The organism is Bradyrhizobium sp. USDA 4461, from assembly GCF_054055655.1.
In genome coordinates this window covers 2,782,590-2,808,421 of the sequence record NZ_JBSRXM010000001.1, presented here as the reverse complement: position 1 = coordinate 2,808,421, position 25,832 = coordinate 2,782,590, and the positions used below count along the sequence as shown (strand labels likewise).

Below are 25,832 nucleotides of genomic sequence, written 5' to 3'. Positions count from 1 at the left end.
GCTACGCATTGATCGCATCCTTGATCCGCTTGCGGCTGAGCGGCAGGTCGCGAAGCCGCTTGCCGGTCGCGTGCGCAATGGCGTTGGCCAGTGACGCGGCGGCCGGGCCCTGCCCGGTCTCGCCGCTGCCGAGGAACGGCTCGCCGGGGCGATTGATGATGTGGACGGCGATGCTGTCCGGCACGGCATCGAAGCGCAGGATCGGGTAAGTCTGCCAGTCAATACTCGTGATCCTCGCATCGTCGAAAGTGACGCTCTCGTACAAGGTCCAGCTCGTCGATTGCACGATCGCGCCCTCGATCTGGTTGGTGATGCCATCCGGATTGACGACCTGACCGGCATCGACGGCGGCAACCGCGCGCACCAGCCGCGCGCGCCCGGTCTCGCGATCGACCTCCACTTCGGATGCGATGGCGCAATAGGCGGCGAGATTCTTGTAGCGCGCGAACGCAAAGCCATAGCCGCGGTTTTGCGGTGCCTTCCGACCGCGCGTCCAGCCGAATTCCCGGGCGGCTCTCTCGACCACCGCGCGGCCGCGCTGATCGTCGAGATGCTTCAAGCGAAACTCGACCGGATCGACGCCAGCAAGGTCCGCCAATTCATCCATAAAGCTCTCGATCGAGAACACATTGTGATAGGCACCGAGCGCGCGCATCGCGGAGATCCGCAGCGGCATGGCTGCAATGAAGTGATGCATCACATGCACATTCGGAAAATTGTAGATCGGGATCGCGTTGCGGTCGCCGCCGCCTTCGGGCAGCGGCAGTGGTTTTGGCGCAGGTATCGCAAATGACCGCGCCATATGCTGGGCCGCGAGCAGTGAGCCGGCGCCGCCAGGCCGCATCGAATGGGTGTTGCTCCAGACCGCGAAATTCCAGTCGGCGATCTTGCCGGTGCCATCCAGCGATGCACTCAGCTTCGTCACCATCGCCGGACCATACGGCTCCCAGCCATGCTCCTGCTCGCGCATCCACTGCAGGCGAATTGGGCGGCCCGGAAACGCACGGGCAATCAGCGCGGCGTCGGCCGCGGCATCGTCGGCGCCGTTGTGGCCGTAGCAGCCGGAGCCCTCGACATGGATCAGCCGGACGCTCGATTGCGGCATGCCGAGCATCTCAGCGAGCGCCTGCCGATCCGGATAGACGCCTTGCGTATGCGTCCACACCGTCATCGCGCCATCGACGAAATGCGCGACCGCGCAGGACGGCCCGATCGAACCATGCGACTGGTAGGGTCGTGTGTAGGTCGCTTCATGCGATTTCGTGCCGCTCACCGCGGGATTGCTGCGTTCGAAGATCGAAAAATCCTGCGACGGCAGCCCGGTCAGCACATTTGCCAGGTCCTGTTGGTTCGGCAGCTTCGCGCTTTCCCGCCATTTCGCTGCCGCCGATAGCGCCTGCATCGCCCTGACCGCGGCAAATTCCTTCTCCGCTACCACCGCGAGGAAATTGCCGTCGCGCACGGTTCCGACCACGCCGGGCATTTTCTCGATCGCGCCGGTGTCGCATTCGATCAGCTGCGCGCCGTAGCCCGGCGGACGCACGACGCGCGCATATACCATGCCGGGCAGCCGCATATCCTGCACATAGGCCGCGCCGCCGGTGACCTTCGCGGGAATATCGAGGCGCGGCACCGGCTGGCCCATCACCTTGAAGCTTGCCGGATCCTTCAGGGGCGACGTCGGCTGCGCCTGGACGTGCAGCATGTTCAAGGCCACGAGCTCGCCATAGCTCAGGCGGCGGCCATCCGAAGCAATGACCGCCGCATTCTCGGTTCGCAATCCGTCGGGCAGCAGGTCGAAGCGCCTGGCGGCCTCTGCTACCAGCAGCGCACGCGCCTGCGCCGCGGCATGCAGGATCGCGGTGCCGCTGTCCTGCATCGAATGGCTGCCGGAGGTGTAGCCCTCGTTCGCCGTGAGCTTTGTATCAGCGGTGATCACCTTCAGCGCATCGAACGGGATATCGAGCTGCTCGGCGGCGATCTGCTGGAATGCAGTCTTAAACCCCTGGCCCAGCTCGGCCTTGCCGGTGAAGGCAGTGATCTGGCCGTCGGCATCGATCCGGATCCAGGAATCCAGATCGGGCGAGGTCGCGAGACTACCCGGCAGCTTCGGCCCCTGCGCAGGCTTCTCCTGCGCCACAGCGTGACGCAGCGAGAAGCTGACGATCAGCGCGCCGCCGCCGGCGAGCACCCTGCGGCGATCGAGAACCAGCGGCGCGGTCATCGGACGCTCCTGTCGCTTGTGGCGTCGGCCGTGTCCATCAACCTGGCGGCGCGGCGCACCGCGCGCAGGATGCGCATATGAGTGCCGCAGCGGCACAGATGCGGCTCCAGCTCGGCGCGGATTTGCGCATCCGATGGTTTCGGGTTGCGCATCAACAGCGCCTGCGCGCGCATCATCATCCCGGCGATGCAGTAGCCGCACTGCGCGGCCTGCTCCTCCATGAAGGCGCGCTGGATCGGCGCCGGCGCGGCGACGGTGCCGAGCCCTTCCAGGGTGGTCACCTGCTTGCCCTCGACGAGCAGTAGCGGCGTGACGCAGGACAACACCGCCTTGCCGTCGACGATCACGGTGCAGGAGCCGCATTGGCCGAGCCCGCAGCCGAACTTGGCGGCATTGAGCGCGAGATCATCGCGCAGCACATAGAGCAGCGGCGTATCCGGATCGGCGTCGACCTGATGATCCCGGCCATTGACCTTCACTGTCGTCATGGCTTGCCTCGCTGTTTGGAGTCCGCAGACGCATCGCGCGCTGCAAGCGACGCGGCCTGCACCGCGCGCGCATCGCGCACGGCCTTGTTGAGGTCGCTCCATGCCGGCCGCTTGCCGAATCGGGCGCGCAGGTAGTTCGCAAGCGCGACCATCTGCGCATCATCGATGCTCGGCGCGAAGCCGGGCATGATCGGGCTGCGCTCGCCCGCGACAGCGCCGACGCCTGACAGCACGATGTTGAGCAGGTTGCGCGGATCCGGGCTTGTAATCGCCGTGCTGAGCGCGAGGTTGACGCCGCCATAGGGCAGCGCCCGGTTGCCCTCATGGCAGGCCGCGCACGCCGCGGCATAGATCGCAGCACCTGCTGGTTGGGCTTGCGCCGCATCATCTGAAGACGTTTGCGCCACGACATCCGCGGGCGCCTTGCGATCCTGCGCCGGCGCACCCGAAATATCGGCCATGTAAACGGCAATCGCCCGCACGTCGCTATCGGCCACCGATGCCAGATTGCCGACCACTTCGGCCATCGGTCCGCGCGCGGTGCCGTGATCGCTGTGCCAGCCATGGCGCAGATAGGCGTACAGCGCGTCGGCGGTCCACCGCACCGGGGCGTGCGAAGAATCGTTCAGCGCATAGGCGTGCCAATTGTCGACATCGCCGCCGGCAAACTGCGCATTCACCCGCTCGGCGCCGAGCGCGTTGCGCGGCGTGTGGCAGGCGCCACAATGCGCGAGCCCCTCGACCAGATAGGCGCCGCGGTTCCATTCGGTGCCCTTGGCTGCGTCGGAAGGCACATCGCCACTGCGAAGATACAGCAGCTTCCAGCCGGCGATCAGTGGCCGATAGTTGAGCGGAAATGCCAACTGATTGGCCGGTGGCGAGGCGTGGACCGGCTGTCGCGTCATCAGGAAGGCATGCAGTGCCCGGTCGTCCGCCTCGGAGACGTTGGTGAAATGATCATAGGGAAAGGTCGGATAGAGATGCCGGCCGTCGCGGCTGACGCCGGAGCGCATCGCGCGGACGAACGCCTGCTCCGGCCAGTCCCCGATACCGGTCTCGGCATCGGGCGTGATGTTCGATGAGAAGATGGTGCCGAACGGCGTGGGAACCGGAAGCCCTCCGGCATAATTCGCGCCGCCCTGCACGGTATGGCAGGTGTTGCAATTGCCGATTGCCGCGAGGTCGCGGCCACGCTTGACCATGTCAGGATCGAAGCTATCGGGCCGCGGCGGCGCAATGGCCGCGATCTGGGGCCGCCAGGCGACCGCGAAGGCCGCCGCCGCGCCGGCGACCAGCACGATCGCAGCAATGCCTGTGATGATCCGCAGCCGACCCGTCATGCCTGAATTGAGTTTGTTGTTGGGACGTGTATTAACACGCTTCGTTCCGCTATCGTTCGCCCGCAAGACCTCGATCACCGCCTGTTGACCCCACAGACATCCGGGGAAGTCGCAAGGGATCAAACAACGGATCATGACCGCCCAGCCCGCCCTCGATCGCGCCTCCGCTCCACCCCTCGACGCGCGATCCGTGCTCAGTTCCGTGTTCGGTCTGTCGGACTTCCGCGGCGCGCAGGAGAAGATCATCCGCCACGTCACCGATGGCGGCAATTGCCTGGTGCTAATGCCGACCGGCGGCGGCAAGTCGCTGTGCTACCAGCTGCCGGCGCTGCTGCGCGACGGCTGCGGCATCGTGGTATCGCCCCTGATCGCGCTGATGCGCGACCAGGTCGCGGGCCTCACCGAGGCCGGCGTCAACGCCGCGGTGCTGAATTCGACGCTGTCCTATGAGGAAGCCTCCGAGGTCGAGCGGCGGCTATTGGCCGGCGATCTCGATCTGCTCTATGTCGCGCCGGAACGGCTGCTGACGCCACGCTGCCTCAATCTGCTCGGCCAGGCGCAGATCGCGCTGTTTGCGATCGACGAGGCGCATTGCGTCTCGCAATGGGGCCATGACTTCCGTCCGGAATATATCGGCCTGTCCGCACTGGCCGAACGCTTTCCCAAGGTGCCGCGGATCGCGCTGACCGCGACCGCGGATGCGCTGACGCGGAAGGAGATCGCCGAGCGGCTCCAGCTCAGCGACGCGCCGGAATTCGTCGCGAGCTTCGACCGGCCCAACATCCGCTACGAGATCGTCGACAAGCAGAACGCCACAACGCAGCTGAAGAACTTCATCAGGGATCGGCATGCCGGCGACGCCGGCGTGGTCTATTGCCTCTCGCGCGCCAAGGTCGAGGACGTCGCGGCGGCGCTCAACGAGGCCGGCATTCCGGCGCTGCCCTATCATGCCGGGCTCGATGCCGGCGTGCGCGCCCGGCATCAGGATCGCTTCCTCAACGAGGACGGCCTCGTGATCGTCGCAACGGTTGCGTTCGGCATGGGCATCGACAAGCCCGATGTCCGTTTCGTGGCGCATCTCGATTTGCCGAAAAGCATCGAGGCCTATTACCAGGAGACCGGACGCGCCGGCCGTGACGGCAAGCCGTCGGCGGCGTGGATGGCCTATGGGCTCTCCGACATCGTGCAGCAGCGCCGCATGATCGACGAATCGACCGGCTCCGACGCCTTCAAGCGCGTCTCGATCGGCAAGCTCGACGCCCTAGTCGCACTGGCCGAGACCGTGCACTGCCGGCGGCAGCGCCTGCTCGGCTATTTCGGCGAGACGCGAGCCGATGAAAGCTGCGGCAATTGCGACAACTGCCTGACGCCGCCGCGTGTCCGCGACGGCAAGGTGCTGGCGCAGAAGCTATTGTCCTGCGTGTATCGCACCGGGCAACGCTTCGGCGCCATGCACCTGATCGACGTGCTGGTCGGACGGCTGACCGAGCGGGTCAAGCAGTTCAACCACGACCAATTGTCGGTGTTCGGGATCGGCCGTGAGCTCAACGAGAAGCAATGGCGCGCGGTGCTGCGCCAGCTGGTGGCGATGGGCCATCTGCGCGCCGACAGCGACGCCTTCGGCGCGCTGAAACTGACCGACAGCGCCCGCGGCGTGCTGAAGGGCGAGACCGCGGTGATGCTGCGCGAGCAGCCGCAAGGCGCGCGCAACCGCGCGATCCGCGACAAGTCACGCCGTGGCGAGCTTGCGCCCGCCGACGGCCCCGGTGGCGTCGCCAACCCAGCGCTGCACGCGGCGCTGCGCGCCTGGCGCTCGGAGGTCGCGCGGCAGCGCGGCGTACCGGCCTATGTGGTGCTGCACGATTCCACCATCGACGGCATCGCCGCGATGCGTCCGGACACGCTGAGCGAACTGCGCAACATCGCCGGGATCGGCGACAAGAAGCTCGAGCATTACGGCGCCGAGCTGATCCGGATCGTGAAGGCCAACGAGGGCTGAACAGCCGGAGGCGGCGACTGCCTCCTGTTGGTGACGACACCGTGACACCGGCGCGACGCGGCTCTGTTTTGTCTCGTTGACGGCCGCCCGAGGCCGGCTCATCCTGACCGCGTTTCCTTAAACGATCCAGCAGAGGAGCCGAGCATGAGCAGCAAGCCGACGATCGTTCTGGTTCATGGATTCTGGGGCGGCGCAGCACACTGGAGCAAGGTGATCGTCGCGCTCTCGCGCAAGGGGCACACCGGCCTGCAAGCGGTGGAGATGCCGTTGACCTCGCTCGCGGACGATGCCGAACGCCTGCGCAAGATGGTCAGGCAGCAGAGCGGTCCGGTGCTGCTGGTCGGCCATTCCTATGGCGGCGCGGTGATCACCGAAGCCGGCGATCTGCCGAACGTGGTCGGCCTGGTCTACATCGCGGCCTTCGCACCCGACGCCGGCGAGAGCCCCGGCGGCATCACCGCGGCGCTGCCGCCGGCAGCGATCGCCAATGTCGCACCGGACAGCGACGGCTACCTCTGGATCAAGCCCGACAAATTCCATGAGAGTTTTTGCCAGGACCTGCCTGCCGATGAAGCGCTGGTGATGGCGGTCACGCAGAAGGCCCCGCTTGCCAGCACGTTCGGCGACAACATCACCGCGCCGGCGTGGCGGAAGAAGCCGGTCTGGTACCAAATCTCCAGCGACGACCGGATGATCAATCCCGACAATCAGAAGCGGATGTCGGAACGGATGAATCCGCGCAAGATCATCACGCTCGCTGCCGGCCACGCCTCGCTGGCCTCGAAGCCGATAGAGGTGAGCGCCTTCATCGACGAAGCTGCGACCAGCCTGGCCGGCGCCTAAACACAAGTAGCGCCCGGATACCGCGGCCCTCGCCGCCCCGGCATAGGAGCCATACCCGACGGAGCAGCGCACGCGCTTGCGGGCCTCGCCGCAACAGCCCTAATCTTTTGTCACCGTGTCCAACGAGGCGCGGTCGAAGACAAGGCACAGGGAAGAGACGGGCCATGGCTCATGACAGCGCCGCGCGCACAACTGCGCGCCCTGCCGAAACCGGATCGTTCGAAGCCGTGGTGATCGGCGCGGGCTTTGCCGGCATGTACATGCTGCACCGGCTGCGCGGGCTCGGCTTCACCGCGCGGGTCTATGAGGCCGGCGGCGGCGTCGGCGGCACCTGGTACTGGAATCGCTATCCCGGCGCGCGCTGCGACGTCGAGAGCCTGCAATATTCCTTCTCGTTCTCCGAGGAACTCGACCAGGACTGGAGCTGGTCGGAGAAATATTCTCCCCAGCCCGAAATTCTCGCCTATGCCAATCATGTCGCCGATCGCTTCGATCTGCGCAGCCAGATCGTGTTCGACACCCGCGTCACCGCGGCGACCTTCGACGAGCAGGCCGGCACCTGGCAGATCGAGACCGATCGCGGCGACAAGGTCACCGCGAAATTCTGCATCATGGCGGTCGGCTGCCTGTCGGCGCCGAACCGCCCGGCCTTCCCCGGGATGGCGGATTTCCGCGGACCGATCTATCACACCGGCGAATGGCCGCATGATGGGGTGGATTTCACCGGCCTACGCGTCGGCGTGATCGGCACCGGTTCGTCGGCGATCCAGTCGATCCCGATCATCGCGCAGCAGGCTTCCGCCCTCACGGTGTTTCAGCGCACCGCGACCTGGTCGGTGCCGGCCTGGAATGAGCGGCTGTCGGCAGAATATCTGAAGGAGGCCAAGGCGCATTATCCGGAGCTGCGCGCCAAGGCCCGTGCGCGGCCGACCGGATTCTATTTCCCGTTCAATGCCCAGCCCGCCTTGCAAGCCAGCGAGCAGGAACGCGAACGGCTGTATGAAGAAGCTTGGCAGCGCGGCGGCCTGCCTTTCCTCGGCACGTTCGGCGACCTCCTGTTCGAGAAGGCGGCCAACGACACCATCGCCGATTTCGCGCGCGAGAAGATCCGCGGCATCGTCAAGGATCCCGCCACCGCCGAGCTGCTGTGTCCGCGGAACGTGTTCGGCTGCAAGCGGCTCTGCGTCGATACCAATTACTTCGAGACCTACAATCTGCCGCATGTGAAGCTGGTCGATGTGTCGAAGACGCCGATCGAGCGCTTCACGCGTGACGGAATCGTCGTCGGCGGTACCGAGTACAAATTCGATGCGGTCGTCTCCGCCACCGGCTTTGCCGCCATGACCGGCTCGTTCGACAAGATCGCGATCACCGGCCGCGGCGGACGAACGCTGGCGGAGAAATGGCGCGCCGGCCCGCGTGCCTATCTCGGGCTCGCCTCGGAGGGCTTTCCGAACCTGTTCATGATCACCGGGCCCGGCAGCCCGTCGGTGCTCGCAAGCATGATCCAGGCGATCGAGCAGCATGTCGACTGGCTGGCGGATTGCCTTGGCCACATGCGCGACACCGGCGCAGGCACCATCGAGGCGATCCGCGACGACGAGGACGCCTGGGTCGCCCATGTCAACGACGTCTCCACGGTGTCGCTGCGCTCGACCTGCAGCTCGTGGTATGTCGGCGCCAACATCCCGGGCCGGCCTCGCGTGTTCATGCCCTATATCGGCGGCTTCCCGATCTATGTGCAGAAGTGCAACGAGGTGATGAATTCGGGCTATGCCGGCTTCGTGCTGCAGGGCGGACGCAACGGCAATGCGCCGCCGCAGGTGCGCTTCACCGAGCGCTGGCAGGTACCGCTCGACATCGAGGTGATCTCGCCGGCCGCGGTCGCCGCCAAACGGGTTCCCGTGATCTGATCGCCGGCGGTATCCCCGCCGGGATTGCACATGATAGTGTCGCGCCGGGCGCCGTTTCGCATCGCGGGCCGCACGGGGGATGATGGCCGACACGGCGTTGCAGGGATTGATCGAGCGGATCGGCGCCGACCATGTCATACGCCGGCTTGGCATCGAGGCTGCGCATGAGAAGCAAGTGTTCGGCCAGGGCACCTTGCTGTTCAATGTCGAGAACTGGAAGCTGGCGCCGCGGATCGTCACGACCGCGCTGAAAGTTGCCGGCCTCCATGGCCGCGCGCGACGCAACGCCGACCGGGTCGAGGTGCGGCGCAACCTGGTGACGTCGGCACGGCTGCCGGCAGCGTTCGACGGCTTCACCATCCTGCAGCTCAGCGATCTCCACGCCGACATCAGCCAGGGCGCGATGCGGCATCTGGCCGACATCGTGTGCTATGTCGCCTGCGATATCTGTGTGCTGACCGGCGACTATCGCGGCAAGACGTACGGCCCGTTCGGGACCAGCCTTGCGCTGATCAAGGAGCTCTGCGCGCGGATCAAGCGGCCGCTCTACGGCATCCTCGGCAACCACGACAGCATCCGCATGACGCCGGCGCTGGAGGCGATGGGCAACAGGATGCTGTTCAACGAGCAGGAGCCGATCACGCGCGATGGCGCGACGATCCATCTCGCCGGGATCGACGACGCGCATTTCTACCGCACCGACGACATTGCGAAGGCCGCCGCGGCGATCCCGCGCGACGGCTACGCGATCCTACTCGCGCATACGCCGGAATCCTATCACGCGGCGGCAGCGGCCAACTTCGACCTGATGCTGAGCGGCCATACCCATGGCGGCCAGCTCTGCCTGCCCGGCGGCATCGCGATCAAGCTGGAGGCGCGGCTGCCGCGGCGGATGGGCCGGGGCGCCTGGCGTTTCGGCGAACTCGCCGGATACACATCGGCCGGTGCCGGCACCAGCCTGGCGCCGGTGCGGCTGAACTGCCCGGCCGAGATCACGGTGCATACGCTGCGGCGGCTGAGCTAGCTCCGATACCAGGAGTGGCGCGCATGCCAATATATGGAAAACAACCCCATGCAAAGGAGCCGGTGGCCGTCCGATAGGTGATGGAGTATGGCTATCAGCCCCTATGCGATCTCCTCCGCGGAGAGAGCGTGAGCGGAGGTCTCAATTGCCCTTCTTCGCGCTCGCGCTCTGCTCGGTCACCGTGCAGGTGATCAACAGCGTGTAGCCACGCGCCTCCTTGGCGATGTCGGACGTCTCCTTCTTGGTCCCGTCGCGCCATTCGGCGGTCCGGTACGTCACCGCGCTGTTGTCGAGGAAGTCGCGCAGCGCGCCGGTCTTGATGGCGAAGTTGATGTTTTCCGGGATCGATCCCGTGGCCCGCGCCATCCTGACCGCGTCGAGCTTCGAGGCCACCACGCCGACCACCGCGCCGCCGAGATCGAACAGCGGTCCGCCGCTGTTACCGGGCTGCACCGCTGCGCTGATCTGCAGATGGCGCGTGTCGTTGAGGATGCCGCTCAGCGAAGAGACGATGCCCGTGGTCACGGTGAAATCGGATGTCAGCAGGCCATGATAGGGATAACCGATCGCCACGACTCCGTTGCCCACCTGAATCGCGTTCTGCCGGATGCTCGCGACATCCTTGAACGGGCTCGGCGCTTGCAGCAGCGCGAGATCGTTGGTCTCGTCGTCGGACACCAACCGCAATTTGACCGCCGCGGCGCCGCTCAGATTGCCCGTGATCTCGCTGCAACCTTCGATGACATGATGGTTGGTGACGACGTGGCCGCCATCGCTGACGACGAATCCGGTGCCGGTCCCCGATCTTGCCTGCTTCGCCGGCGGTGCGCTGGGTGCTGCAGCCTGCGGCGGCGGCGCGGCCGCAGGCTTTGTCGCGACCGCGAATTCCCCGGCACCGGCGACGCCGTTCTTCTTCACCGAAACCACGCAGTTGAGCAACGCGGGCAGCAATTGCCCGGTTTGATTCAGGTTGAACTGAAACAACTGTCCCTGCGCGAACGCCGTCATCTGGCGCGCCTTGCGGAACTGGTTGACCAGGTTGGAATTGACCGGCATCTCGACATTGACGAGGTGGGTGCCGAGCGGCATGCCGTAGACATTGAACGCGGGCTGTCCGTCGAAGGTCAGCGCAAGCGGAAAGGCCTCGCCCGGCGTCAGGCGCCAGCTCTCATGGGCAAAGCCGAGCCGCCAGCTGCCGTTCGCGGCAATCGCGACGACGAAGTAGATGCCGCTTTGATAGACCGTCGCGGCCGAGCAATGCGTGAACGCACCGCTCTTGTCGTCGGTGAAGGCGCCGCCCTTCCAGTTGCCGACCGTGATCGAGCCGTAGGGGCCGCGGGCATGCGATGGAGTTGCGGACGTGAACAGCCACGCGGCCAAAACGGCCACCCAGATCACAACTCTCATGACGCGCACTCCCCAGCCACAACCCATTCTAGGAGGCGAAGAAATTCACCCGCAAGCGGTGCGCGGCTCAGCCTTTGGTCCTGCCACCGCGCAATACCGCCGCAGATGAGGCCATCGCCACATCCTCAGGTTACGCCTGGAATGTTCTTATTATGTTCCTAGAATGTCAACCCAGACATATTTCGTCGGTCATGCAGGCGGATGGCTACTGCGGCTCCCGAACCGAGGATTGCGCCGAGTCGTTGGAATCGCTGAACCAGTACCGGGATGCGAGGGCGTGGACGCCGATGCCGATCAGGAAGATGCCCGCGTACAGCTCGACCGCGTGATTCATCCCCAGCAGGCGGGCGCGCAGCCCAGCAGCGTGGCCCTGGTAGGTCCAGAACCAATGCCCCACGGCGACGATGCCAAGGCCAAGTGCGGCGATGGCCCGGCCGGCCGCATTCATCATCCTCACGCGAAGGTCTCCCGACTCGCCCGGCCCGGACAGGATACCGAGAGAAGCTGACGCCGACCTGACGCGGAGAGATGGAACGTAGCCCGGATAGCGCGAAGAAGCGTAGCCCGGATGAAGCCAACGGGTCGCGCGAATGCGCGCCCGATGACAGGCTCCGCGCAATCCGGGGATCTCGCGCCGCGGAGAAACCTATCCCGGATTGCGCTGCGCTCCATCCGGGCTACGAAGCTGTATGCGGGGAGAGCAGATCCCCACCCGCTTTGCTCTGTCGAGCAAAGCGACCTCCCCTTTTAAAGGGGTGGTAAGAATGCGTGCGACGCCTCAGCCGTTGCGGAACGCGTAGGCGTAGCCGTTGAGCGCAGGGGCGCCGCCGAGATGGGCGTAGAGCACCTTTGATCCGGCCGGGAAGTAGCCCTTCTGCACCAGGTCGATCATGCCCTGCATCGACTTCCCCTCATAGACGGGGTCGGTGATCATGCCTTCGAGCCGCGCGCTGAGGCGGATCGCCGCCTTGGTCTCCTCCGACGGCACGCCATAGGCGGGATAGGCATAGTCCTCGATCAGCACGACATCATCCTTGACGATGTCGCGGCCGAGTTCGACCAGCCTGGCGGTGTTCTGCGCGATCGACAGCACCTGCGCCTTGGTCTGCGCGGGCGTGAACGAACCGTCGATGCCGATCACGTTGCGCGCGCGCCCGTCGGCGGCGAAGCCGACCAGCATGCCGGCATGGGTCGAGCCGGTCACCGTGCAGACCACGATGTAGTCGAACTTGACGCCGAGCTGGCGCTCCTGCGCGCGCACCTCTTCGGCGAAGCCGACATAGCCGAGCCCGCCATATTTGTGCACGGAGGCGCCGGCGGGGATCGCATAGGGCTTGCCGCCGGAGGCCTTCACCTCCTCGATCGCCTGCTCCCAGCTCTTGCGGATGCCGATGTCGAAGCCATCGTCGACCAGGCGCACGTCGGCGCCCATCACGCGCGACAGCAGGATGTTGCCGACGCGGTCATAGACGGCGTCCTCATGCGGCACCCAGCTCTCCTGCACCAGTCGGCACTTCATGCCGATCTTGGCCGCGACCGCGGCAACCATGCGGGTGTGGTTCGACTGCACGCCGCCGATCGAGACCAGCGTGTCGGCGTTGGAGGCGATCGCGTCGGGGATGATGTATTCGAGCTTGCGCAGCTTGTTGCCGCCATAGGCGAGCCCGGAATTGCAATCCTCCCGCTTGGCATAGAGCTCGACCTTGCCGCCGAGATGCTTTGACAACCGATCGAGCTTCTCGATGGCGGTGGGTCCGAAGGTGAGGGGGTAGCGCGCGAACTTCTCCAGCATGCTGGCATCCTCTTGGGTGGTCTGGAATGGCGGCCAGACCTACCATCACCGGCACGAAAGGTGCTCTCTAACTCAGCCCGCGTATTCGTAGAAGATTGCCGGATTTGCCACGGATGATATGTTTTCTCTCACAAAACTGATCAATCGTGAGAGATTCTTCCATGACGGCACGGCTCGACCGCATCGACCTCAAGATGTTGAGATTGCTGCAGAAGAACGGCCGGCTCAGCAATGCCGAGCTGGCCGATCAGGTCGGCGTCAGCCCCGCCACCTGCCATCGCCGGACCCAGGCGCTGTTCGACGAGGGCTATCTGAGCGGCGTCCGCGCCATGGTGGCGCCGCGCAAGCTCGGCAAGGGCACGCTGGTCATGGTCGGCGTCGTGCTCGACCGCTCGACGCCGGAAAGCTTTGCAAGCTTCGAGCAGGCGGTGGCGAAACTCAAATGCGTGCTCGACTGCCACCTCGTCGCCGGCGATTTCGACTATTTCCTCAAGATCCGCGCCGGCGACGTCGACGACTTCAAGCGCATCCATGGCGATCAACTGATCGCGCTGCCCGGCGTGCGCCAGACCCGCACCTTTTTCGTCATGAAGGAGGTGGTGGACAACGCGGCGCTGGAGTTTTGAACCAACGCAGGCGCGCGGTTGTCACGCGTCTTGCTTCAGCCGCCGGCGATGCCTTCCGCTGACCCCTTGCGCCCGTCCCTCGCCTTGCCGCGCAGCGCGACCTTGTCGCCGTCGTAAGTGAGCGTCCAGATCCAGGCGTCGCCGAGGCCGACATATTGGAGGTCGACGACAAAGGTCTGCTCGTCCTGCCACGCGCCCTTGACGGCCCGAACGCCGAGGAAGGTCGGGGCACTCTTGCGATAGAGGCCGTCGAGGCCAACCGGTCCGTCGAGCTGGCGCCGTGCAGGATCGCCCGCGTTCGTCTCCACGACGTAGCGCGGGTTCTCATCGGCAAGGAACAACGTCAGCGTTTTGATCCCGAGGTCATTGTCAGAGAATTTGTAGGTCCGGCCCGAGATCGCGGATGCAATCGCGGGCGTCACGCCGACCGGTGTCGGCTTCTCCGTCGAGACGTCGGCGATCGCCTTGGCCAATTGTTCGGCCGCGAGCGCATCGGTCGGCAAGGCCTGGTCGGATTTGGCGGCAGCGGAAATCTCGTCGGCCAGCTTGCCGAATGAACAGAAATTGCTTGCCGTCATGACGGCGACGATATCCCGCTCCGGCAATACCATGATCACCTGGCAATGATAGCCGACCGTCATGTAGATGTGCTTGTCGGGGATGGCCCAGAACTGATCGGCATAGCGCAGCGAGGGATCGAACCGCGCATTCATGTCGGTGCTGGCATGGTTGACGGCATCGAGAAAATCCGCCGGCAGCAACTGCTTGCCCGCCCACGCGCCGTTGCGCAAATAGAGATAGCCGATCTTCGCCATGTCCCGCGGCCGCATCGTGAGGCCGAAGCCGCCGATCGGAAGCCGTTGCGGATCGCGCCGCCAGAACGGCCTGGAGATGCCGAGCGGGCCGAACAGCCGCTCCTCGGCATAGTCGGCGGTGTTCTTGCCGGTGAGCTTGCTGACGATCGCCGACAGCAAATGCGAGCCGCCGCTGTTGTAATAGAACACCTCGCCCGGCGCGTGCACCATCGGCCGGTCCAGGATGAACTGGACCCAGTCCGCGCTCTTTCCCATGTCGCGCAGCGACTGCTCCCGGCCGCCTTCAAAGCCCTCGTCCCAGTCGAGGCCCGATGTCATGTTGAGCAGATGCTGGACCGTGATGGCCTTCTTGCGCTCGTCGACATTGGCAATGGCGCGATCGGAAAAGAAATCCAGCATCGGATGATCGAGACGATCCAGCAGACCATCCTTGTAGGCCATCGCCAGCAGCGTCGAGACCACTGCCTTGGTGGAGGAGTTGATCGCGTGCGGCATGTCGGCGGTAAAGGGCGCGTAATACACATCGAGCACGATGCGGCCATGGCGCGTCACCAGCAGGCTGTCGAAGCTACGCGTGGTGCCGGCCACCACCAGCTTTGCCAGCGCCGCCGAATCCATCCCCTGCTGCTCCGGCGTCGAGGTTTCCCACTGAGCCGTCGGCCAGACCGGCTCGGCGCCTTGCGCATTGGCCGCGCTGGAGTGAAGTGACGTGAGCAGGATGAGCCCGCCTAGCGCGGTCCCGATCCGTGACGAAAGCCCGACGACGAGATCGGCTGCCCGCATATTCCACCCCTGCCAGTGACCAGCTTTGCGCAAGGCATATACCACGAGCGGCAGCGGTCTCACTTCACAACTTGCAGACATCGATGCTGGCGCAGCGAAAGCTCAGCGGCCCGGCAATTGCATATGTGATGCGGTTCACGAACTCGTGGCAGAACGCCACAGCCCAGGTGGATGCGCGCGTGTTTCCGGCAGGCGCACGATGCCGTAAGCTGTCCGCAGCCAACCTCGCGCCCAGCGGAGTGCCAGGCCGACCATTCAGAGCATTGCAACGCTGCGCACGGCCCGATGTTGGCGACAAGCCGATAGAACCGGGAGGACGTCATGACGATGCGACCCGACCCTACGTTTCACGCCTCGCCCAAGCTTGCGATGGAGGCGCCGCCGGAGCAATTCGCCTATACGCTGCTGCTCAGTCCCGACTTCAAGAAGCCCGACGCGCTCGCGGTGATCGACGTCAAGCCGGGCTCGAAGACCTACGGCAAGGTCGTCCACACCGTGACGATGCCGAACAAGGGCGACGAGTTCCACCACTTCGGCTGGAACGCCTGCTCCTCCGCACTGTCACCGCTCACAGGGCATGCCTTCATCGAGCGGCGCTACCTCATCATTCCCGGACTGCGGTCGTCGCGCATCTACATCATCGACACCAAGCCCTCGCCGCTCGAAGCCAAGATCCACAAGATCATCGAGCCGGAGGAAGTGTTCAAGAAGACCGGCTACTCGCGGCCGCACACTATTCATTGCGGACCGGACGGCATCTATGTCTCCACCCTCGGCGGCGGCGGCAAGGACGGCACGCAAGGCCCGCCCGGCATCTTCATCATGGATTGCGAGACCTTCGACGTGCTCGGCCGCTGGGAGATCGACCGCGGGCCGCAAACGCTGCACTATGATTTCTGGTGGAACCTGCCGCGCGATTACATGGTGTCGAGCGAGTGGGCGCTGCCGCCGCAATTCGAGAACGGCATCGTGCCTGAGGACCTGCTGGCGAACAAATACGGCCACCGGCTGCATTTCTGGGATTTGCGCGCGCGGCGCAACGTGCAGACCATCGACCTCGGCGCCAATCACCAGATGGCGCTCGAGGTCAGACCCGCGCATGATCCGATCCGCGAATACGGCTTTGTCGGCGTCGTCGTCGACACCACCAACCTCGAAGCCTCGATCTGGACCTGGTGGCGCGAGGGCGGAAAATTCCACGCCGAGAAGACCGCGGTCATCCCGCCCGAGCCGGCGCCGAAGGAGAAGCTCCCGCCGCTGCTGCAGGGGTTCGGCGCCGTGCCGCCGCTGGTGACCGACATCGACCTGTCGATGGACGACCGCTTCCTCTACGTCTCCTGCTGGGGCACCGGCGAAATGCGCCAATACGACGTCCGCGATCCGCGGAAGCCGAAGCTCGCAGGCTCGGTGCATATCGGCGGCATCGCCCGCCGCACGCCGCATCCGAACGGCAAGGCGTTTGCCGGCGGCCCGCAGATGGTCGAGATCAGCCGCGACGGCAAGCGGGTGTACTGGACCAACTCGCTGTATTCGACCTGGGACGACCAGTTCTATCCCGACGGCATGCCGGGCGCCGAGGTGATGGCCAATGTCGGCGCCAACGGGGGGCTGGAACTCGCCAAGGACTATTTCGTCGACTTCCCCGAGGGCTATCGCCCGCATCAAATCCGCCTCGAGGGCGGCGACTGTTCGACGGATTCGTTCTGCTATCCGTCGGTCTGACATTGAGTGGCGTCGAACCGACGGCTATCTGGCTGTGGTTCGCGATCATCGCAAGCGGCCTCTATCACGGTATCAATCCGGGCATGGGCTGGCCGCTCGCGGTGTCCGCGGGCCTGATGGACAAATCGCCGCGCGCCGTGGTCGGCGCGCTGCTGCCGCTGTCGGCGGGCCATCTCGCAGCGATGCTGCTCGTGCTGCTGCCGTTCGCGCTGCTGATCGCGCTGGTGGAATGGCAGCGCCCGATCCAGGTCGCGGCCGGCATTATCGTCATCGGCTTCGGCCTGATGCGCCTGGTCGATCGCCGCCATCCGCGCGCCCTCGCGCGGATTCCGCCGGCCAGATTGGCGCTCTGGTCGTTCGCTGTGGCGATTGCACACGGTGCAGGCCTGATGCTGCTGCCGATCTATCTCGGCCTCTGCGCGACGTCATCGTCGCACGACGGCCACACGGCCGCAGCCCGGATGATCGACCAGAATCTGGCGATGGCGCTCCTGGTCGCATTCGTCCACACCGCCGCCATGCTGTGTGCCGGTGGCCTGCTGGCATGGCTGGTCTATCGCTATCTCGGCGTGAGATTCGTTGCGCGGAGCTGGTTCAACCTGGAGATGGTCTGGGCGCTCAGCCTGGTTCTTGTGGGCACCGCAGCGCTTGCTGTCAGTGTCGCGGCGTGGCGCTGAGCTGCCCGGCCGGCCGTGCCGCTCAAGGGAGTAATCCTTTCATCCGACTTGATGGGGTGCGCAAACCGGCGCACTCTGTTCCGGAACCTCACGAGGCTGCAGGGGAGCGCGGACACACGGGGACATTGATCCGCGGATGACGATCATGAACGCTACGGCGATGCGATTGGTCATACCGTTGCTGGCACTTGCCGCCGGCGGCACGGCGGCGCTCGTCTTCGGTATCCGCCAAACCCAGCAGATCCTGAGCACAAGCCCGCGCCTGATGGCGACGGCGCCATCCGCTGCCGCACCAGACGCACGAAACCAAGACAAGACCGCGCTGGCAAAGGCACAGACCGAGACAGCGGCCCTGACCGACGCCCTCGCAGGATCGTCGCCGGCAACGGGTGGCGACGCGGTGCCGGAATTCGACGTCATCAACATCGAGCCGACCGGCGAGACCGTTGTCGCCGGCCGGGCAGCCCCGGGCACGACGGTGGAATTGCTGCGCAATGGCGAGGTGCACGATCGCGCGTTGGTGGACAAATCCGGCCAGTTCGTCATGGTGCCGCGCCCGCTTCCGCCGGGAAATTACGACCTGACCCTGCGCATGACGCGTGACGGCAAGCAGGTGACCTCGACGCAGAGCGTGGCCGTGGCGCTGGATGCTGCGGCACGGGAGCGGCCGATGGTGGCACTGATGGCGCCGGACAAGCCGGTGCGTCTGCTGTCGCAACCTGCCGCGGCGGCGCCGGCGGCCGGCAAGGTGACCGTCGAGGCGGTCGAGACCGAACCGGGGGGCAAGCTCCATGTCAGCGGTCAGGCCGCGCCCGGGGCAACCGTCCGGTTCTATCTCAACGGCGGCTTGATCACGTCGGCCACCGCCGACCAGACCGGACACCTCTCGGTCACGATCAACCAAGGCGTCACCGCCGGCGACTACCGGATCCGGCTCGACGATGTCGACCCCGGCTCGGGCAAGGTCCGTGCACGCGCCGAAGTGCCGTTCAACGTTCCGGACGCGGCCATGACCGCGTCGATCCCGGCGTCGAGCGGTGCGAATGCAACCACACCGCAGCTCGCGGCGGCAACGCCCACCGCCGCATCAAGCTCCCCCTCCGCCGTCATCGTGCCGAAGATCGCGACGACCACCGTCGTCCGCGGCGACAGCCTGTGGCGGATCAGCCAGCGCGCATTCGGCGCCGGGCAGCGCTACGCGGTGATCTATCGGGCCAACTCGCAGCAGATCCGTAATCCCAATTTGATCTATCCCGGCCAGGTCTTCGTCGTGCCGGCACGGTGAGACCGGCGTTGCGCCAACGGTCATTTGCCGGGGGATTTCAGGAAAGCGACGATCCTGGCGCGATCCTCCGCCGAGCGCACGCCGGTGTACGGCTTCATGCCGTTACCTGGCACCACAGCCTCGGGATCCTCGATGAAGCGCAGCAGTGTGCGCTCATCCCAGACGATGCCGGATGATTTCATCGCCTCCGAATAGGGAAAGTTCGCGACCGATCCGGCCTTGCGGCCGACGATATTGTGCAGGTTCGGGCCGACACGGTTGTCGCCGTCCTTGACGGTGTGGCAGGTGCGGCAGGAATTGTTGAACGCCTGCTCGCCGGACACGCCTGCATCCTGACCATGAGACGGCGTCAACGGCAGGGATATCAACCCGCAAACAACGACGATGAATCCTTGACGCATCGATCGCTCCGTCGGAAGTGCCATGCCGTCAACGCAGAGATCACGTGAAAGGTCCGCTCGCGGCAGGCCCCACATCTGGCGGAGCCGCGCGCGCCGCACTAGATGTGCCCGCATGCAGCACCCCGCCCTCGAGGATTTCGTCGCCGGCCACCAACGCCTGTTTGTCCTGACCGGGGCCGGATGCAGCACCAATTCGGGCATTCCCGATTACCGCGACAGCGACGGCAACTGGAAGCGGACGCGGCCGGTCACCATCCAGGCATTTCTGGGCGAAGCCGCGACGCGGCAGCGCTACTGGGCGCGCAGCATGGTGGGCTGGCGGCGGTTCGGCCGCGCGGCGCCGAACGGCGCGCATCGCGCGCTGGCGAAGCTCGAACAGCAAGGCCGCTGCGAGCAGCTCGTGACCCAGAATGTCGACCGGCTGCACCAGGCCGCGGGCAGCGAGCATGTGATCGACCTGCACGGCCGGCTCGATGTGGTGCGCTGCCTCGGCTGCGACGCAACGATGCCGCGTGAGCAGTTTCAGGGCGAGCTGGCGCGGCTCAATCCGGCCTGGCTCACGCTCGATGCCGCCGACGCGCCCGACGGCGATGCCGATCTCGAGCAGGATTTTTCATCATTCGCGGTGCCGGCCTGCACGGCCTGCGGCGGCGTGCTGAAGCCCAACGTGGTGTTCTTCGGCGAGAACGTGCCGCGCGAGACGGTTGCCGCCGCGCAGGCGCATCTCGAGCAGGCCGACGCCGTGCTGGTGGTCGGCTCCTCGCTGATGGTCTATTCCGGCTTTCGCTTCGTCCGGATGGCAGAGCAGCTCGGCCTGCCGATCGCCGCCGTCAATCTCGGCCGCACCCGCGCCGACGATTTGCTGACGCTCAAGGTCGAAGCCCCGTGCGAGACGGCGCTGTCGTTTTTGCTGTAGGCCGCTGCTGCTTCAGCTCAGCGCTCCCCAATAGGATCGTCATTCCGGGGCGACGCGAAGCGTCGAGCCCGGAATCCATTGTTCCGCATCGCCCGTGGCTCAATGGATTCCGGGCTCGCGCCAAGAGGCGCGCCCCGGAATAACGACCTTGTGGGAATCGCCCTCTACGCGCGATGGCGCGGCGCCTTGGCCATCGGCATGTTGGCGTTCCAATGCGTCCAGCTGACGCTGGCGAGACTGCCGAGATCCGTCGCCAGCGGACGGCGGGTGCGGCGCTCATACTCGGCGATGCAGCGGCCTGACTCGCCGATCTTGCGCTGCAATTCGTCGATCGTCATCTGCGTCGCGCGGCCGCAATTGGCCTTGCCGAGCTGATCCGCCTCGATCGCCTTCAAGGCCGCACGCAGCTTCTTGAGCTGCGCGCGCTGCCAGGCGATGTGACTGTCGCTGTCTACCGTCATGTGGCCGCCACCATCTTTGATCGTTGCACGCCATTGGGAACCTCGATGTCGACCTCGAGCATCGAGACGAACTTGCCGCGATCCATCTTGACCACGACCTTGTCGGGATCGACGTCGATGTGCTTGGAGACCACGCTCAGGATTTCCGAGCGGAGCGTTTCCAGCAGGTCGGGTGCGCCGGTCCGGCCGCGCTCATGCGAAAGCAGGATCTGCAACCGCTCCCGCGCGACGGGCGCCGATGCGGCGCGGCCGCCGAACAGCCGCATTACGTTCATCATGCCGCCCTCCGTCGCAGCAGCCTGTCCATCAGCCCCTTGCGCTCGACCGGCACCACCATCTCGACCGCCTCGCCCATCAGGCGACGCACCGCGTCGGTATAGGCCTTCGCCGGCGCGCTGCCCGCCGCGTTCAGTGTCACCGGGCAGCCGACATTGGAGGCGCGCAGCACGTCCTGGCTCTCTGGGACGATGCCGAGCAGCGGCGTCGCAAGGATCTCCAGGATGTCGTCGATCGACAGCATCTCGCCGCGCGCGGCGCGGCCTGCATCGTAGCGGGTGACCAGAAGATGCTTCTCGACCCGCTCGCCGCGCTCGGCGCGGACCGTCTTGGAATCCAGCATGCCGATGATGCGGTCGGAGTCGCGCACCGACGACACTTCCGGGTTGGTGACGATGATGGCCTCGTCGGCATACCGCATCGCGAGCGTCGCGCCGCGTTCGATGCCGGCCGGGCTGTCGCACAGGATCCAGTCGAACTTGGTCTTGAGGTCGGCGATCACGCGCTTGACGCCCTCTTCGGTCAGCGCGTCCTTGTCGCGGGTTTGCGATGCCGGCAGCAGCCAGAGATTTTCCAGCCGCTTGTCGCGGATCAGGGCCTGCGGCAGCTTGGCGACGCCCTGCACCACATTGATGAGGTCGAACACCACGCGCCGCTCGGCGCCCATCACGAGGTCGAGGTTGCGCAGGCCGACGTCGAAATCGATGACGACGACGTTCTGGCCCATTTGCGCAAGCGCCGCGCCCAAGGCGGCAGTAGAGGTCGTTTTGCCGACCCCGCCCTTCCCAGACGTCACGACCAAAACCTTGGCCATTCTCTCTCTCCTTGTAGTCAGTCGGTCAGTTCAATGGTGTGATGCGCAGCATTTCGCCCTCGAGCCACGCCTGGGCGGGCCGGTTGCGCAAGCTGTCGGCGATGTCATCTGCGGTCTGGTAATAGCCGTCGATAGCGAGCAGTTCGGCCTCGATCTTCTGGCAGAAGATCCGCGCCGCCGAATTGCCGTTGATGCCGGCCATCGCGCGGCCGCGCAGCGTGCCGTAGACATGGATCGAGCCGCCGGCGACGATCTCGGCGCCGGAGCCGACCGAGCCGAGCACGGTGACGTCGCCCTCGGCGAACACGATCGACTGGCCGGAGCGAACCGGACTCTCCAGCAGCAGCGATGGCAGCTTGCTCTTGTCCTTGTCCTTCTCTTTCGGCTGCGGCGCCTTCGGCTCGACATGGGTGATCGCGCAGGCCCGGCCGCCGGTCAAAAGCGGCGGCATGTTGGCGCCGAGCTTGGATTCGTCGACCCCCTCGATGCCGAGGATGCGGATGTTGCGTTCACCGAGGCTGCCGATCAGATGCGCGATCGCGGCCTGGCTGAGGTCGACCGACGCGAGGTCCAGCACCACAGGCTTGCCAGTGAAGAAGCCCGGCGATTTCGCCAACGTCGCGTCAATCTCGGCGAGCCAGGACACGACAGGCACGACCGGCGAGAAAACGAACGCAACATAGGAACGGCCGCGCATGCGGACCTGCTGACGTGCGACCTGTTGAGTTGCGTCCATCGCCCCTGACTCGGTTGTCTTGTCGAATGGTTAACAATCGGACCGCATGGTTAATCAAAGGTTAACGGAAGGGGGTGTTTTCACGGATTTGAGACGGCTGCTCCGGCGGCAACCGCCACTGGCTGCGAACTGTGGCCCGGATGCAAACTTCTGGAGCTGACGGCCGATCAACGCCGCGGCGACGGCGATCGCTCGGCCTGCATGGAGGCATCGAACACCGCGCGGCATGACGGGCTGAGCTGCTCGACCTGCGCAGCCATGCAATCCCTGATCCGCTCGCGGTCCGGAATGTAGGCGCCGCACAGCCGCACCGCGTCACCCATGCAGGCCTGACGCTGCATCGATTCGTTCGGTCCGGACTGGGCCACAGCGGGCGTCACGGCGGGCGCAATGGTTGCGGCGATAAGCACGAGGGCAAGACGAAGTTTCATGGATCACTCTCTCACTGGTGGTTGAAATGCCGGGTCGAGACGGATTGTCACGACTGCGGCGTGCCGGCGTTGCCGGCTGCGGGATCGACGTCGGCTTGCGACGGCGGAAGGTGCAGAAGCGTTGCGATCGTGGTGTCGAGCAGCCGGGTCCAGGCGGTTTCCGCGTCGATCTCGGGCGCAATCCGGCCGAGCAGCATCGGGAAGGACGGCGGCTGGTTCAGCGCGGCATTGAGCAGCGCGAAGAACAGCGCCGGATGGCTGCTGCGGATGATGCCGGCATCGATGCCCGCCTGGAAAAGCTCGCGCGCCGACTCATAGGCCGGACGCAGCAGCTTCTCGGTCACCTGCGTGGCGCGCTCCGGGCTCTCGGCGCCGTGCCGAACCACGAAATTCCTGACGTCCGGATGCGCGGCATAAAACGTCGCGACCTTGATGATGAGCGCGCGAAGCCGGTCGCCGAGCGAACGGCTGCCGTCGTGGGCGATCGCATGCACCTCGGCCATCGCGGGCACGGCAAGCGTCACGATGCGGTCGAGGCAGGCCTCCCATAGCGCGGCCTTGTTGCCGAAATGAACGCGCACGAGATTCGGCGCGACCCCGGCCGCCGCCGCGACACTGCGCAGGTCCGCGCCGTCGAAGCCCTGGACCGCGAAGGCCTCGGTCGCCGCGACCAGCAGCGCCTGACGGCCATCAGGCATGTCCTTGCTGCGGCGTCCTTTGGGCCGGGAATTGGGCCGAGCGATTGTCGCCGGCGCCGTTTTGCTCGTATCGGTCATCGCCACCATTATATGTTCGATTGAACATATAATGGTGCAGGCCGACCGTTCAAGGGGCAAACCCCAAGTCGGGGAATTCGCCTAAAACACCCATTCAGTCAGACGATTACGCCTATTCCGGCTTGATGTTGGCCGACTTGACGATCGGCCACCATTTCTCGATTTCGGCGGCCTGATGGTCGCGCAGCGCGGCGGGGCTCTGCTTGTCCGGCGGCGGAATCTCCTGACCGAGCTCGGCGAAGCGTTGCCGCACGACGGGCTCGGCGAGCGCAGTCATCACGGCCTTCGACAGCGTCGCCACGATCTCGGCGGGCGTACCCTTCGGGGCCCAGATGCCGTGCCAATAGGCGATAGTGAGACCCGGCAATCCGGCCTCATCGACGGTTGGAATCTCGGGCGCCGAGGCCAGCCGCGACGACTGCGTCACCGCAAACGCCTTCACGGTCCCGCTCTTCACCTGCGGCAGCGAGTTGGAGGCCTGATCGAACATGATGTCGATATGCCCGGCCATCAGATCGTTCATCGCGGGGCCGGCGCCGCGATACGGCACAAGGGAGAAGTTCGTGTTCGTCAACTGCTGGAAGAACACGCCGGCGACATGCGCGCCCGATCCCGGACCGGCGGTGCCCGCCGTCGCCTTGTCGCCATTGGCCTTGAGCCAGGCGATCAGCTGCTTCAGATTTTGCGCCGGCAGATCGGGTCGCCCGATGATCAGCTGCGGCCCACTGGCGATCAGCGCGACCGGTGCGAATTCGCGCACGTCATATTGCAGCTGATAGATCGCGCCGTTGAGGCAGTGCGTTCCCCAATGCCCGATCGTGATCGTGGAGCCGTCCGGCGCCGCGCGCGAGGCACGCAGGCCGGCGACGGTGCCGGAGGCGCCCGTGACATTCTCGATGATGACGGGATGGCCGAGCGCATTGCGCATGTATTCGGCGAGGATCCGCGCCAGCACATCGGTCGGCCCGCCGGCGGCAAACGGCACGATCATGGTGATCGGCCGCGCCATGGTTTCGGCGCGCGCACCGCGCGCTGCAAGCGGCAGCGTCGCCCCACCGAGCGCCAGTTGCAGGAACGGCCGGCGAGACATGTTGCTCATGTGCATTCCCCCCTGATGCGGTCTTAGAGCCGCTCGTCTAGAAGCTCCAGCCCTTCGATCTGCCCCAGTCCATCATGAATTGCTCGGTCTCGCGCCCGGCGTCGGCGAGCCATGCGGTGAAGTCGGCGATCGCGCCGGCGCTTTCATTGTCGGCGAGATAGAACGAGCGATACTCGCGCTTGCGTAGGCCGAGATCGCCGAACGGCAGGCAGAGCTGCCCGGCTATCAATTCGTCGATCACCAGGAACAGCGGAAACAGCCCGATGCCGATGCGCTCGATGGTCGCCTGCAGCGCGAAGAACATCTGCTCGAACCGCAATGTCTCCTGATCCGCGCTCATCTCGCCGCCGGCCTGGGCCAGCCAGCGCGGCCAGTCATAGGGCTCGGTCAGATAGGTGATCAGGGTGTGGTGCCGCAGGTCGTCGGGCGTGGCGAGCCGCCCGCGGCTCAGCAGGTCGACGTGGCAGACCGGCGCGATCAGCTCGGTCATGAAGTGCTGCGACATCCAGCCGACCGGCTCGCCGATATTGCCGCGGATCGCGACGTCGAACGAGCGGTCGTTGAAGTTGAGCGGTCCGATCGAGGTCAACAGCCGCAGCTCGACATCGGCGCGCATGCGCTGGAACGAGGCGATGCGGCGGATCAGCCAGCGCATCGCAAAGGTCGGCGGCGCACTGACGCGCAGCACCGACGGCGAGCCGTACGCCTTCATGTCCATCGACGCGAGCGCCAGCCGATCGAGGATCGCCGTGACCTCGCGATAATAGATCTGCCCGGCGGCGGTCAGCGTCAGTTGCGAGGGCGCGCGGCGAAACAGCTTGACGCCGAACCAGTCCTCGAGAAGCGCAACCTGGCGGCTGACCGCGCCATGGGTGACGAGCAGCTCTTCAGCGGCCTTGGTGAAGCTGACGTGCCGCGCGGCCGCCTCGAATGTCCGCACCGCGTTGAGCGGTGGTAACTTTCTCATGATGCTGTCGCGTCTCC

General features: G+C 65.6%; 25 protein-coding genes. 9 read left to right on the top strand and 16 right to left on the bottom strand.

The window, feature by feature from the left end:
- Position 1: 1 nt before the first annotated feature.
- Genes ACVINW_RS13100 through ACVINW_RS13090 form a run of 3 tightly spaced genes read right to left on the bottom strand, consistent with a single transcriptional unit; the run spans position 2 to position 4,052 of the window.
- Complete coding sequence (locus ACVINW_RS13100; RefSeq protein WP_456751674.1) at positions 2–2,224, bottom strand: molybdopterin cofactor-binding domain-containing protein; 2,223 nt, start codon at positions 2,222–2,224, stop codon at positions 2–4.
- A complete protein-coding gene (locus ACVINW_RS13095; protein WP_456751673.1) occupies positions 2,221–2,712 on the bottom strand; it encodes a (2Fe-2S)-binding protein in 492 nt (163 codons plus the stop codon). The genes ACVINW_RS13100 and ACVINW_RS13095 overlap by 4 nt, the downstream gene beginning before the upstream one ends.
- Positions 2,709–4,052: a c-type cytochrome gene (locus ACVINW_RS13090; RefSeq protein WP_456751672.1), complete on the bottom strand. Its 1,344-nt coding sequence runs from the start codon at positions 4,050–4,052 to the stop codon at positions 2,709–2,711. Before ACVINW_RS13090 ends, ACVINW_RS13095 begins: the two co-directional genes overlap by 4 nt.
- 133 nt (positions 4,053–4,185) lie before the next feature.
- On the opposite strand from ACVINW_RS13090, the gene recQ reads away from it, so the two are divergent.
- The 4 genes from recQ (at position 4,186) to ACVINW_RS13070 (ending at position 9,831) form a co-directional block, all read left to right on the top strand.
- Complete coding sequence (gene recQ, locus ACVINW_RS13085) at positions 4,186–6,051, top strand: DNA helicase RecQ (protein WP_456751671.1); 1,866 nt, start codon at positions 4,186–4,188, stop codon at positions 6,049–6,051.
- Between the two features lie 144 nt (positions 6,052–6,195).
- A complete protein-coding gene (locus ACVINW_RS13080; protein ID WP_456751670.1) occupies positions 6,196–6,894 on the top strand; it encodes an alpha/beta hydrolase in 699 nt (232 codons plus the stop codon).
- Positions 6,895–7,058: 164 nt separating this feature from the next.
- Positions 7,059–8,807, top strand: a complete 1,749-nt coding sequence (locus ACVINW_RS13075) for a flavin-containing monooxygenase (protein WP_456751669.1) — start codon at positions 7,059–7,061, stop codon at positions 8,805–8,807.
- A gap of 82 nt (positions 8,808–8,889) precedes the next feature.
- Positions 8,890–9,831 (top strand): metallophosphoesterase, encoded by a 942-nt coding sequence (locus ACVINW_RS13070; protein ID WP_456756386.1) that lies wholly within the window; start codon positions 8,890–8,892, stop codon positions 9,829–9,831.
- Positions 9,832–9,972: 141 nt separating this feature from the next.
- On the opposite strand, the gene ACVINW_RS13065 is transcribed toward ACVINW_RS13070, so the two are convergent.
- The 3 genes from ACVINW_RS13065 to ACVINW_RS13055 all read right to left on the bottom strand — a co-directional run bounded on the left by ACVINW_RS13065 (position 9,973) and on the right by ACVINW_RS13055 (position 13,030).
- Positions 9,973–11,238, bottom strand: coding sequence for a S1C family serine protease (locus tag ACVINW_RS13065; protein WP_456751668.1), 1,266 nt, complete (start codon positions 11,236–11,238; stop codon positions 9,973–9,975).
- Positions 11,239–11,443: 205 nt separating this feature from the next.
- Positions 11,444–11,689: a hypothetical protein gene (locus ACVINW_RS13060; RefSeq protein WP_456756385.1), complete on the bottom strand. Its 246-nt coding sequence runs from the start codon at positions 11,687–11,689 to the stop codon at positions 11,444–11,446.
- Between the two features lie 327 nt (positions 11,690–12,016).
- A complete protein-coding gene (locus tag ACVINW_RS13055; RefSeq protein ID WP_456751667.1) occupies positions 12,017–13,030 on the bottom strand; it encodes a 1-aminocyclopropane-1-carboxylate deaminase in 1,014 nt (337 codons plus the stop codon).
- A 161-nt stretch (positions 13,031–13,191) separates the two neighbouring features.
- On the opposite strand from ACVINW_RS13055, the gene ACVINW_RS13050 reads away from it, so the two are divergent.
- On the top strand, positions 13,192–13,656 hold the full coding sequence (locus ACVINW_RS13050; RefSeq protein WP_456751666.1) for an Lrp/AsnC family transcriptional regulator: 465 nt from the start codon (positions 13,192–13,194) through the stop codon (positions 13,654–13,656).
- 35 nt (positions 13,657–13,691) lie between these two features.
- Here the strand turns inward: ACVINW_RS13050 and ACVINW_RS13045 are convergent, their stop codons facing one another.
- Positions 13,692–15,254, bottom strand: coding sequence for a serine hydrolase domain-containing protein (locus ACVINW_RS13045; RefSeq protein ID WP_456751665.1), 1,563 nt, complete (start codon positions 15,252–15,254; stop codon positions 13,692–13,694).
- Between the two features lie 321 nt (positions 15,255–15,575).
- Between ACVINW_RS13045 and ACVINW_RS13040 the strand changes: the two genes are divergently transcribed.
- From ACVINW_RS13040 to ACVINW_RS13030, 3 genes are all read left to right on the top strand, one after another.
- Positions 15,576–16,976: a selenium-binding protein SBP56-related protein gene (locus tag ACVINW_RS13040; RefSeq protein ID WP_456751664.1), complete on the top strand. Its 1,401-nt coding sequence runs from the start codon at positions 15,576–15,578 to the stop codon at positions 16,974–16,976.
- A gap of 2 nt (positions 16,977–16,978) precedes the next feature.
- Positions 16,979–17,653, top strand: a complete 675-nt coding sequence (locus ACVINW_RS13035; protein WP_456751663.1) for a hypothetical protein — start codon at positions 16,979–16,981, stop codon at positions 17,651–17,653.
- Between the two features lie 145 nt (positions 17,654–17,798).
- Positions 17,799–18,938 (top strand): LysM peptidoglycan-binding domain-containing protein, encoded by a 1,140-nt coding sequence (locus tag ACVINW_RS13030; protein ID WP_456751662.1) that lies wholly within the window; start codon positions 17,799–17,801, stop codon positions 18,936–18,938.
- Positions 18,939–18,958: 20 nt separating this feature from the next.
- Here the strand turns inward: ACVINW_RS13030 and ACVINW_RS13025 are convergent, their stop codons facing one another.
- Positions 18,959–19,414 carry a c-type cytochrome gene (locus ACVINW_RS13025; RefSeq protein WP_456751661.1) on the bottom strand — a complete coding sequence of 152 codons (456 nt, stop codon included), beginning with the start codon at positions 19,412–19,414 and terminating at the stop codon, positions 18,959–18,961.
- Between the two features lie 37 nt (positions 19,415–19,451).
- On the opposite strand from ACVINW_RS13025, the gene ACVINW_RS13020 reads away from it, so the two are divergent.
- Positions 19,452–20,255 (top strand): NAD-dependent protein deacetylase, encoded by an 804-nt coding sequence (locus tag ACVINW_RS13020; protein ID WP_456751660.1) that lies wholly within the window; start codon positions 19,452–19,454, stop codon positions 20,253–20,255.
- A 164-nt stretch (positions 20,256–20,419) separates the two neighbouring features.
- Here ACVINW_RS13020 and ACVINW_RS13015 read toward each other — a convergent pair whose 3' ends face one another.
- From ACVINW_RS13015 to ACVINW_RS12980, 8 genes are all read right to left on the bottom strand, one after another.
- Positions 20,420–20,716, bottom strand: coding sequence for a hypothetical protein (locus tag ACVINW_RS13015; RefSeq protein WP_456751659.1), 297 nt, complete (start codon positions 20,714–20,716; stop codon positions 20,420–20,422).
- Complete coding sequence (gene minE, locus ACVINW_RS13010; protein WP_244070139.1) at positions 20,713–20,991, bottom strand: cell division topological specificity factor MinE; 279 nt, start codon at positions 20,989–20,991, stop codon at positions 20,713–20,715. Before minE ends, ACVINW_RS13015 begins: the two co-directional genes overlap by 4 nt.
- On the bottom strand, positions 20,991–21,806 hold the full coding sequence (gene minD, locus ACVINW_RS13005; protein ID WP_456751658.1) for a septum site-determining protein MinD: 816 nt from the start codon (positions 21,804–21,806) through the stop codon (positions 20,991–20,993). Before minD ends, minE begins: the two co-directional genes overlap by 1 nt.
- 25 nt (positions 21,807–21,831) lie before the next feature.
- Entirely contained in the window at positions 21,832–22,542 is a 711-nt protein-coding gene (gene minC, locus ACVINW_RS13000; RefSeq protein ID WP_456751657.1) for a septum site-determining protein MinC, read from the bottom strand.
- A gap of 167 nt (positions 22,543–22,709) precedes the next feature.
- Entirely contained in the window at positions 22,710–22,973 is a 264-nt protein-coding gene (locus ACVINW_RS12995) for a hypothetical protein (RefSeq protein ID WP_456751656.1), read from the bottom strand.
- Between the two features lie 47 nt (positions 22,974–23,020).
- Positions 23,021–23,671, bottom strand: a complete 651-nt coding sequence (locus ACVINW_RS12990; RefSeq protein WP_456751655.1) for a TetR/AcrR family transcriptional regulator — start codon at positions 23,669–23,671, stop codon at positions 23,021–23,023.
- Positions 23,672–23,861: 190 nt separating this feature from the next.
- The gene (locus ACVINW_RS12985; RefSeq protein ID WP_456756384.1) at positions 23,862–24,839 is read right to left on the bottom strand and encodes a tripartite tricarboxylate transporter substrate-binding protein; all 978 of its coding nucleotides are present in this window, start codon (positions 24,837–24,839) and stop codon (positions 23,862–23,864) included.
- A 46-nt stretch (positions 24,840–24,885) separates the two neighbouring features.
- Positions 24,886–25,815, bottom strand: coding sequence for a LysR substrate-binding domain-containing protein (locus ACVINW_RS12980; protein WP_456751654.1), 930 nt, complete (start codon positions 25,813–25,815; stop codon positions 24,886–24,888).
- Positions 25,816–25,832 lie beyond the last annotated feature (17 nt).

What these genes read in the sequence shown, in the direction of transcription:
- minD (WP_456751658.1), bottom strand. Translation starts at nt 21,806, where the DNA reads ATGGCCAAGGTTTTGGTCGTGACGTCTGGGAAGGGCGGGGTCGGCAAA.
- ACVINW_RS13095 (WP_456751673.1), bottom strand. Translation starts at nt 2,712, where the DNA reads ATGACGACAGTGAAGGTCAATGGCCGGGATCATCAGGTCGACGCCGAT.
- ACVINW_RS13050 (WP_456751666.1), top strand. Translation starts at nt 13,192, where the DNA reads ATGACGGCACGGCTCGACCGCATCGACCTCAAGATGTTGAGATTGCTG.
- minE (WP_244070139.1), bottom strand. Translation starts at nt 20,991, where the DNA reads ATGAACGTAATGCGGCTGTTCGGCGGCCGCGCCGCATCGGCGCCCGTC.
- ACVINW_RS13080 (WP_456751670.1), top strand. Translation starts at nt 6,196, where the DNA reads ATGAGCAGCAAGCCGACGATCGTTCTGGTTCATGGATTCTGGGGCGGC.
- ACVINW_RS12980 (WP_456751654.1), bottom strand. Translation starts at nt 25,815, where the DNA reads ATGAGAAAGTTACCACCGCTCAACGCGGTGCGGACATTCGAGGCGGCC.
- ACVINW_RS13065 (WP_456751668.1), bottom strand. Translation starts at nt 11,238, where the DNA reads ATGAGAGTTGTGATCTGGGTGGCCGTTTTGGCCGCGTGGCTGTTCACG.
- ACVINW_RS13100 (WP_456751674.1), bottom strand. Translation starts at nt 2,224, where the DNA reads ATGACCGCGCCGCTGGTTCTCGATCGCCGCAGGGTGCTCGCCGGCGGC.
- ACVINW_RS12985 (WP_456756384.1), bottom strand. Translation starts at nt 24,839, where the DNA reads ATGTCTCGCCGGCCGTTCCTGCAACTGGCGCTCGGTGGGGCGACGCTG.
- ACVINW_RS13045 (WP_456751665.1), bottom strand. Translation starts at nt 15,254, where the DNA reads ATGCGGGCAGCCGATCTCGTCGTCGGGCTTTCGTCACGGATCGGGACC.
- ACVINW_RS13060 (WP_456756385.1), bottom strand. Translation starts at nt 11,689, where the DNA reads ATGATGAATGCGGCCGGCCGGGCCATCGCCGCACTTGGCCTTGGCATC.
- ACVINW_RS13055 (WP_456751667.1), bottom strand. Translation starts at nt 13,030, where the DNA reads ATGCTGGAGAAGTTCGCGCGCTACCCCCTCACCTTCGGACCCACCGCC.
- ACVINW_RS13075 (WP_456751669.1), top strand. Translation starts at nt 7,059, where the DNA reads ATGGCTCATGACAGCGCCGCGCGCACAACTGCGCGCCCTGCCGAAACC.
- ACVINW_RS12995 (WP_456751656.1), bottom strand. Translation starts at nt 22,973, where the DNA reads ATGAAACTTCGTCTTGCCCTCGTGCTTATCGCCGCAACCATTGCGCCC.
- ACVINW_RS13040 (WP_456751664.1), top strand. Translation starts at nt 15,576, where the DNA reads ATGACGATGCGACCCGACCCTACGTTTCACGCCTCGCCCAAGCTTGCG.
- ACVINW_RS13070 (WP_456756386.1), top strand. Translation starts at nt 8,890, where the DNA reads ATGGCCGACACGGCGTTGCAGGGATTGATCGAGCGGATCGGCGCCGAC.
- ACVINW_RS12990 (WP_456751655.1), bottom strand. Translation starts at nt 23,671, where the DNA reads ATGCCTGATGGCCGTCAGGCGCTGCTGGTCGCGGCGACCGAGGCCTTC.
- ACVINW_RS13025 (WP_456751661.1), bottom strand. Translation starts at nt 19,414, where the DNA reads ATGTGGGGCCTGCCGCGAGCGGACCTTTCACGTGATCTCTGCGTTGAC.
- recQ (WP_456751671.1), top strand. Translation starts at nt 4,186, where the DNA reads ATGACCGCCCAGCCCGCCCTCGATCGCGCCTCCGCTCCACCCCTCGAC.
- ACVINW_RS13090 (WP_456751672.1), bottom strand. Translation starts at nt 4,052, where the DNA reads ATGACGGGTCGGCTGCGGATCATCACAGGCATTGCTGCGATCGTGCTG.
- minC (WP_456751657.1), bottom strand. Translation starts at nt 22,542, where the DNA reads ATGGACGCAACTCAACAGGTCGCACGTCAGCAGGTCCGCATGCGCGGC.
- ACVINW_RS13020 (WP_456751660.1), top strand. Translation starts at nt 19,452, where the DNA reads ATGCAGCACCCCGCCCTCGAGGATTTCGTCGCCGGCCACCAACGCCTG.
- ACVINW_RS13015 (WP_456751659.1), bottom strand. Translation starts at nt 20,716, where the DNA reads ATGACGGTAGACAGCGACAGTCACATCGCCTGGCAGCGCGCGCAGCTC.
- ACVINW_RS13030 (WP_456751662.1), top strand. Translation starts at nt 17,799, where the DNA reads ATGAACGCTACGGCGATGCGATTGGTCATACCGTTGCTGGCACTTGCC.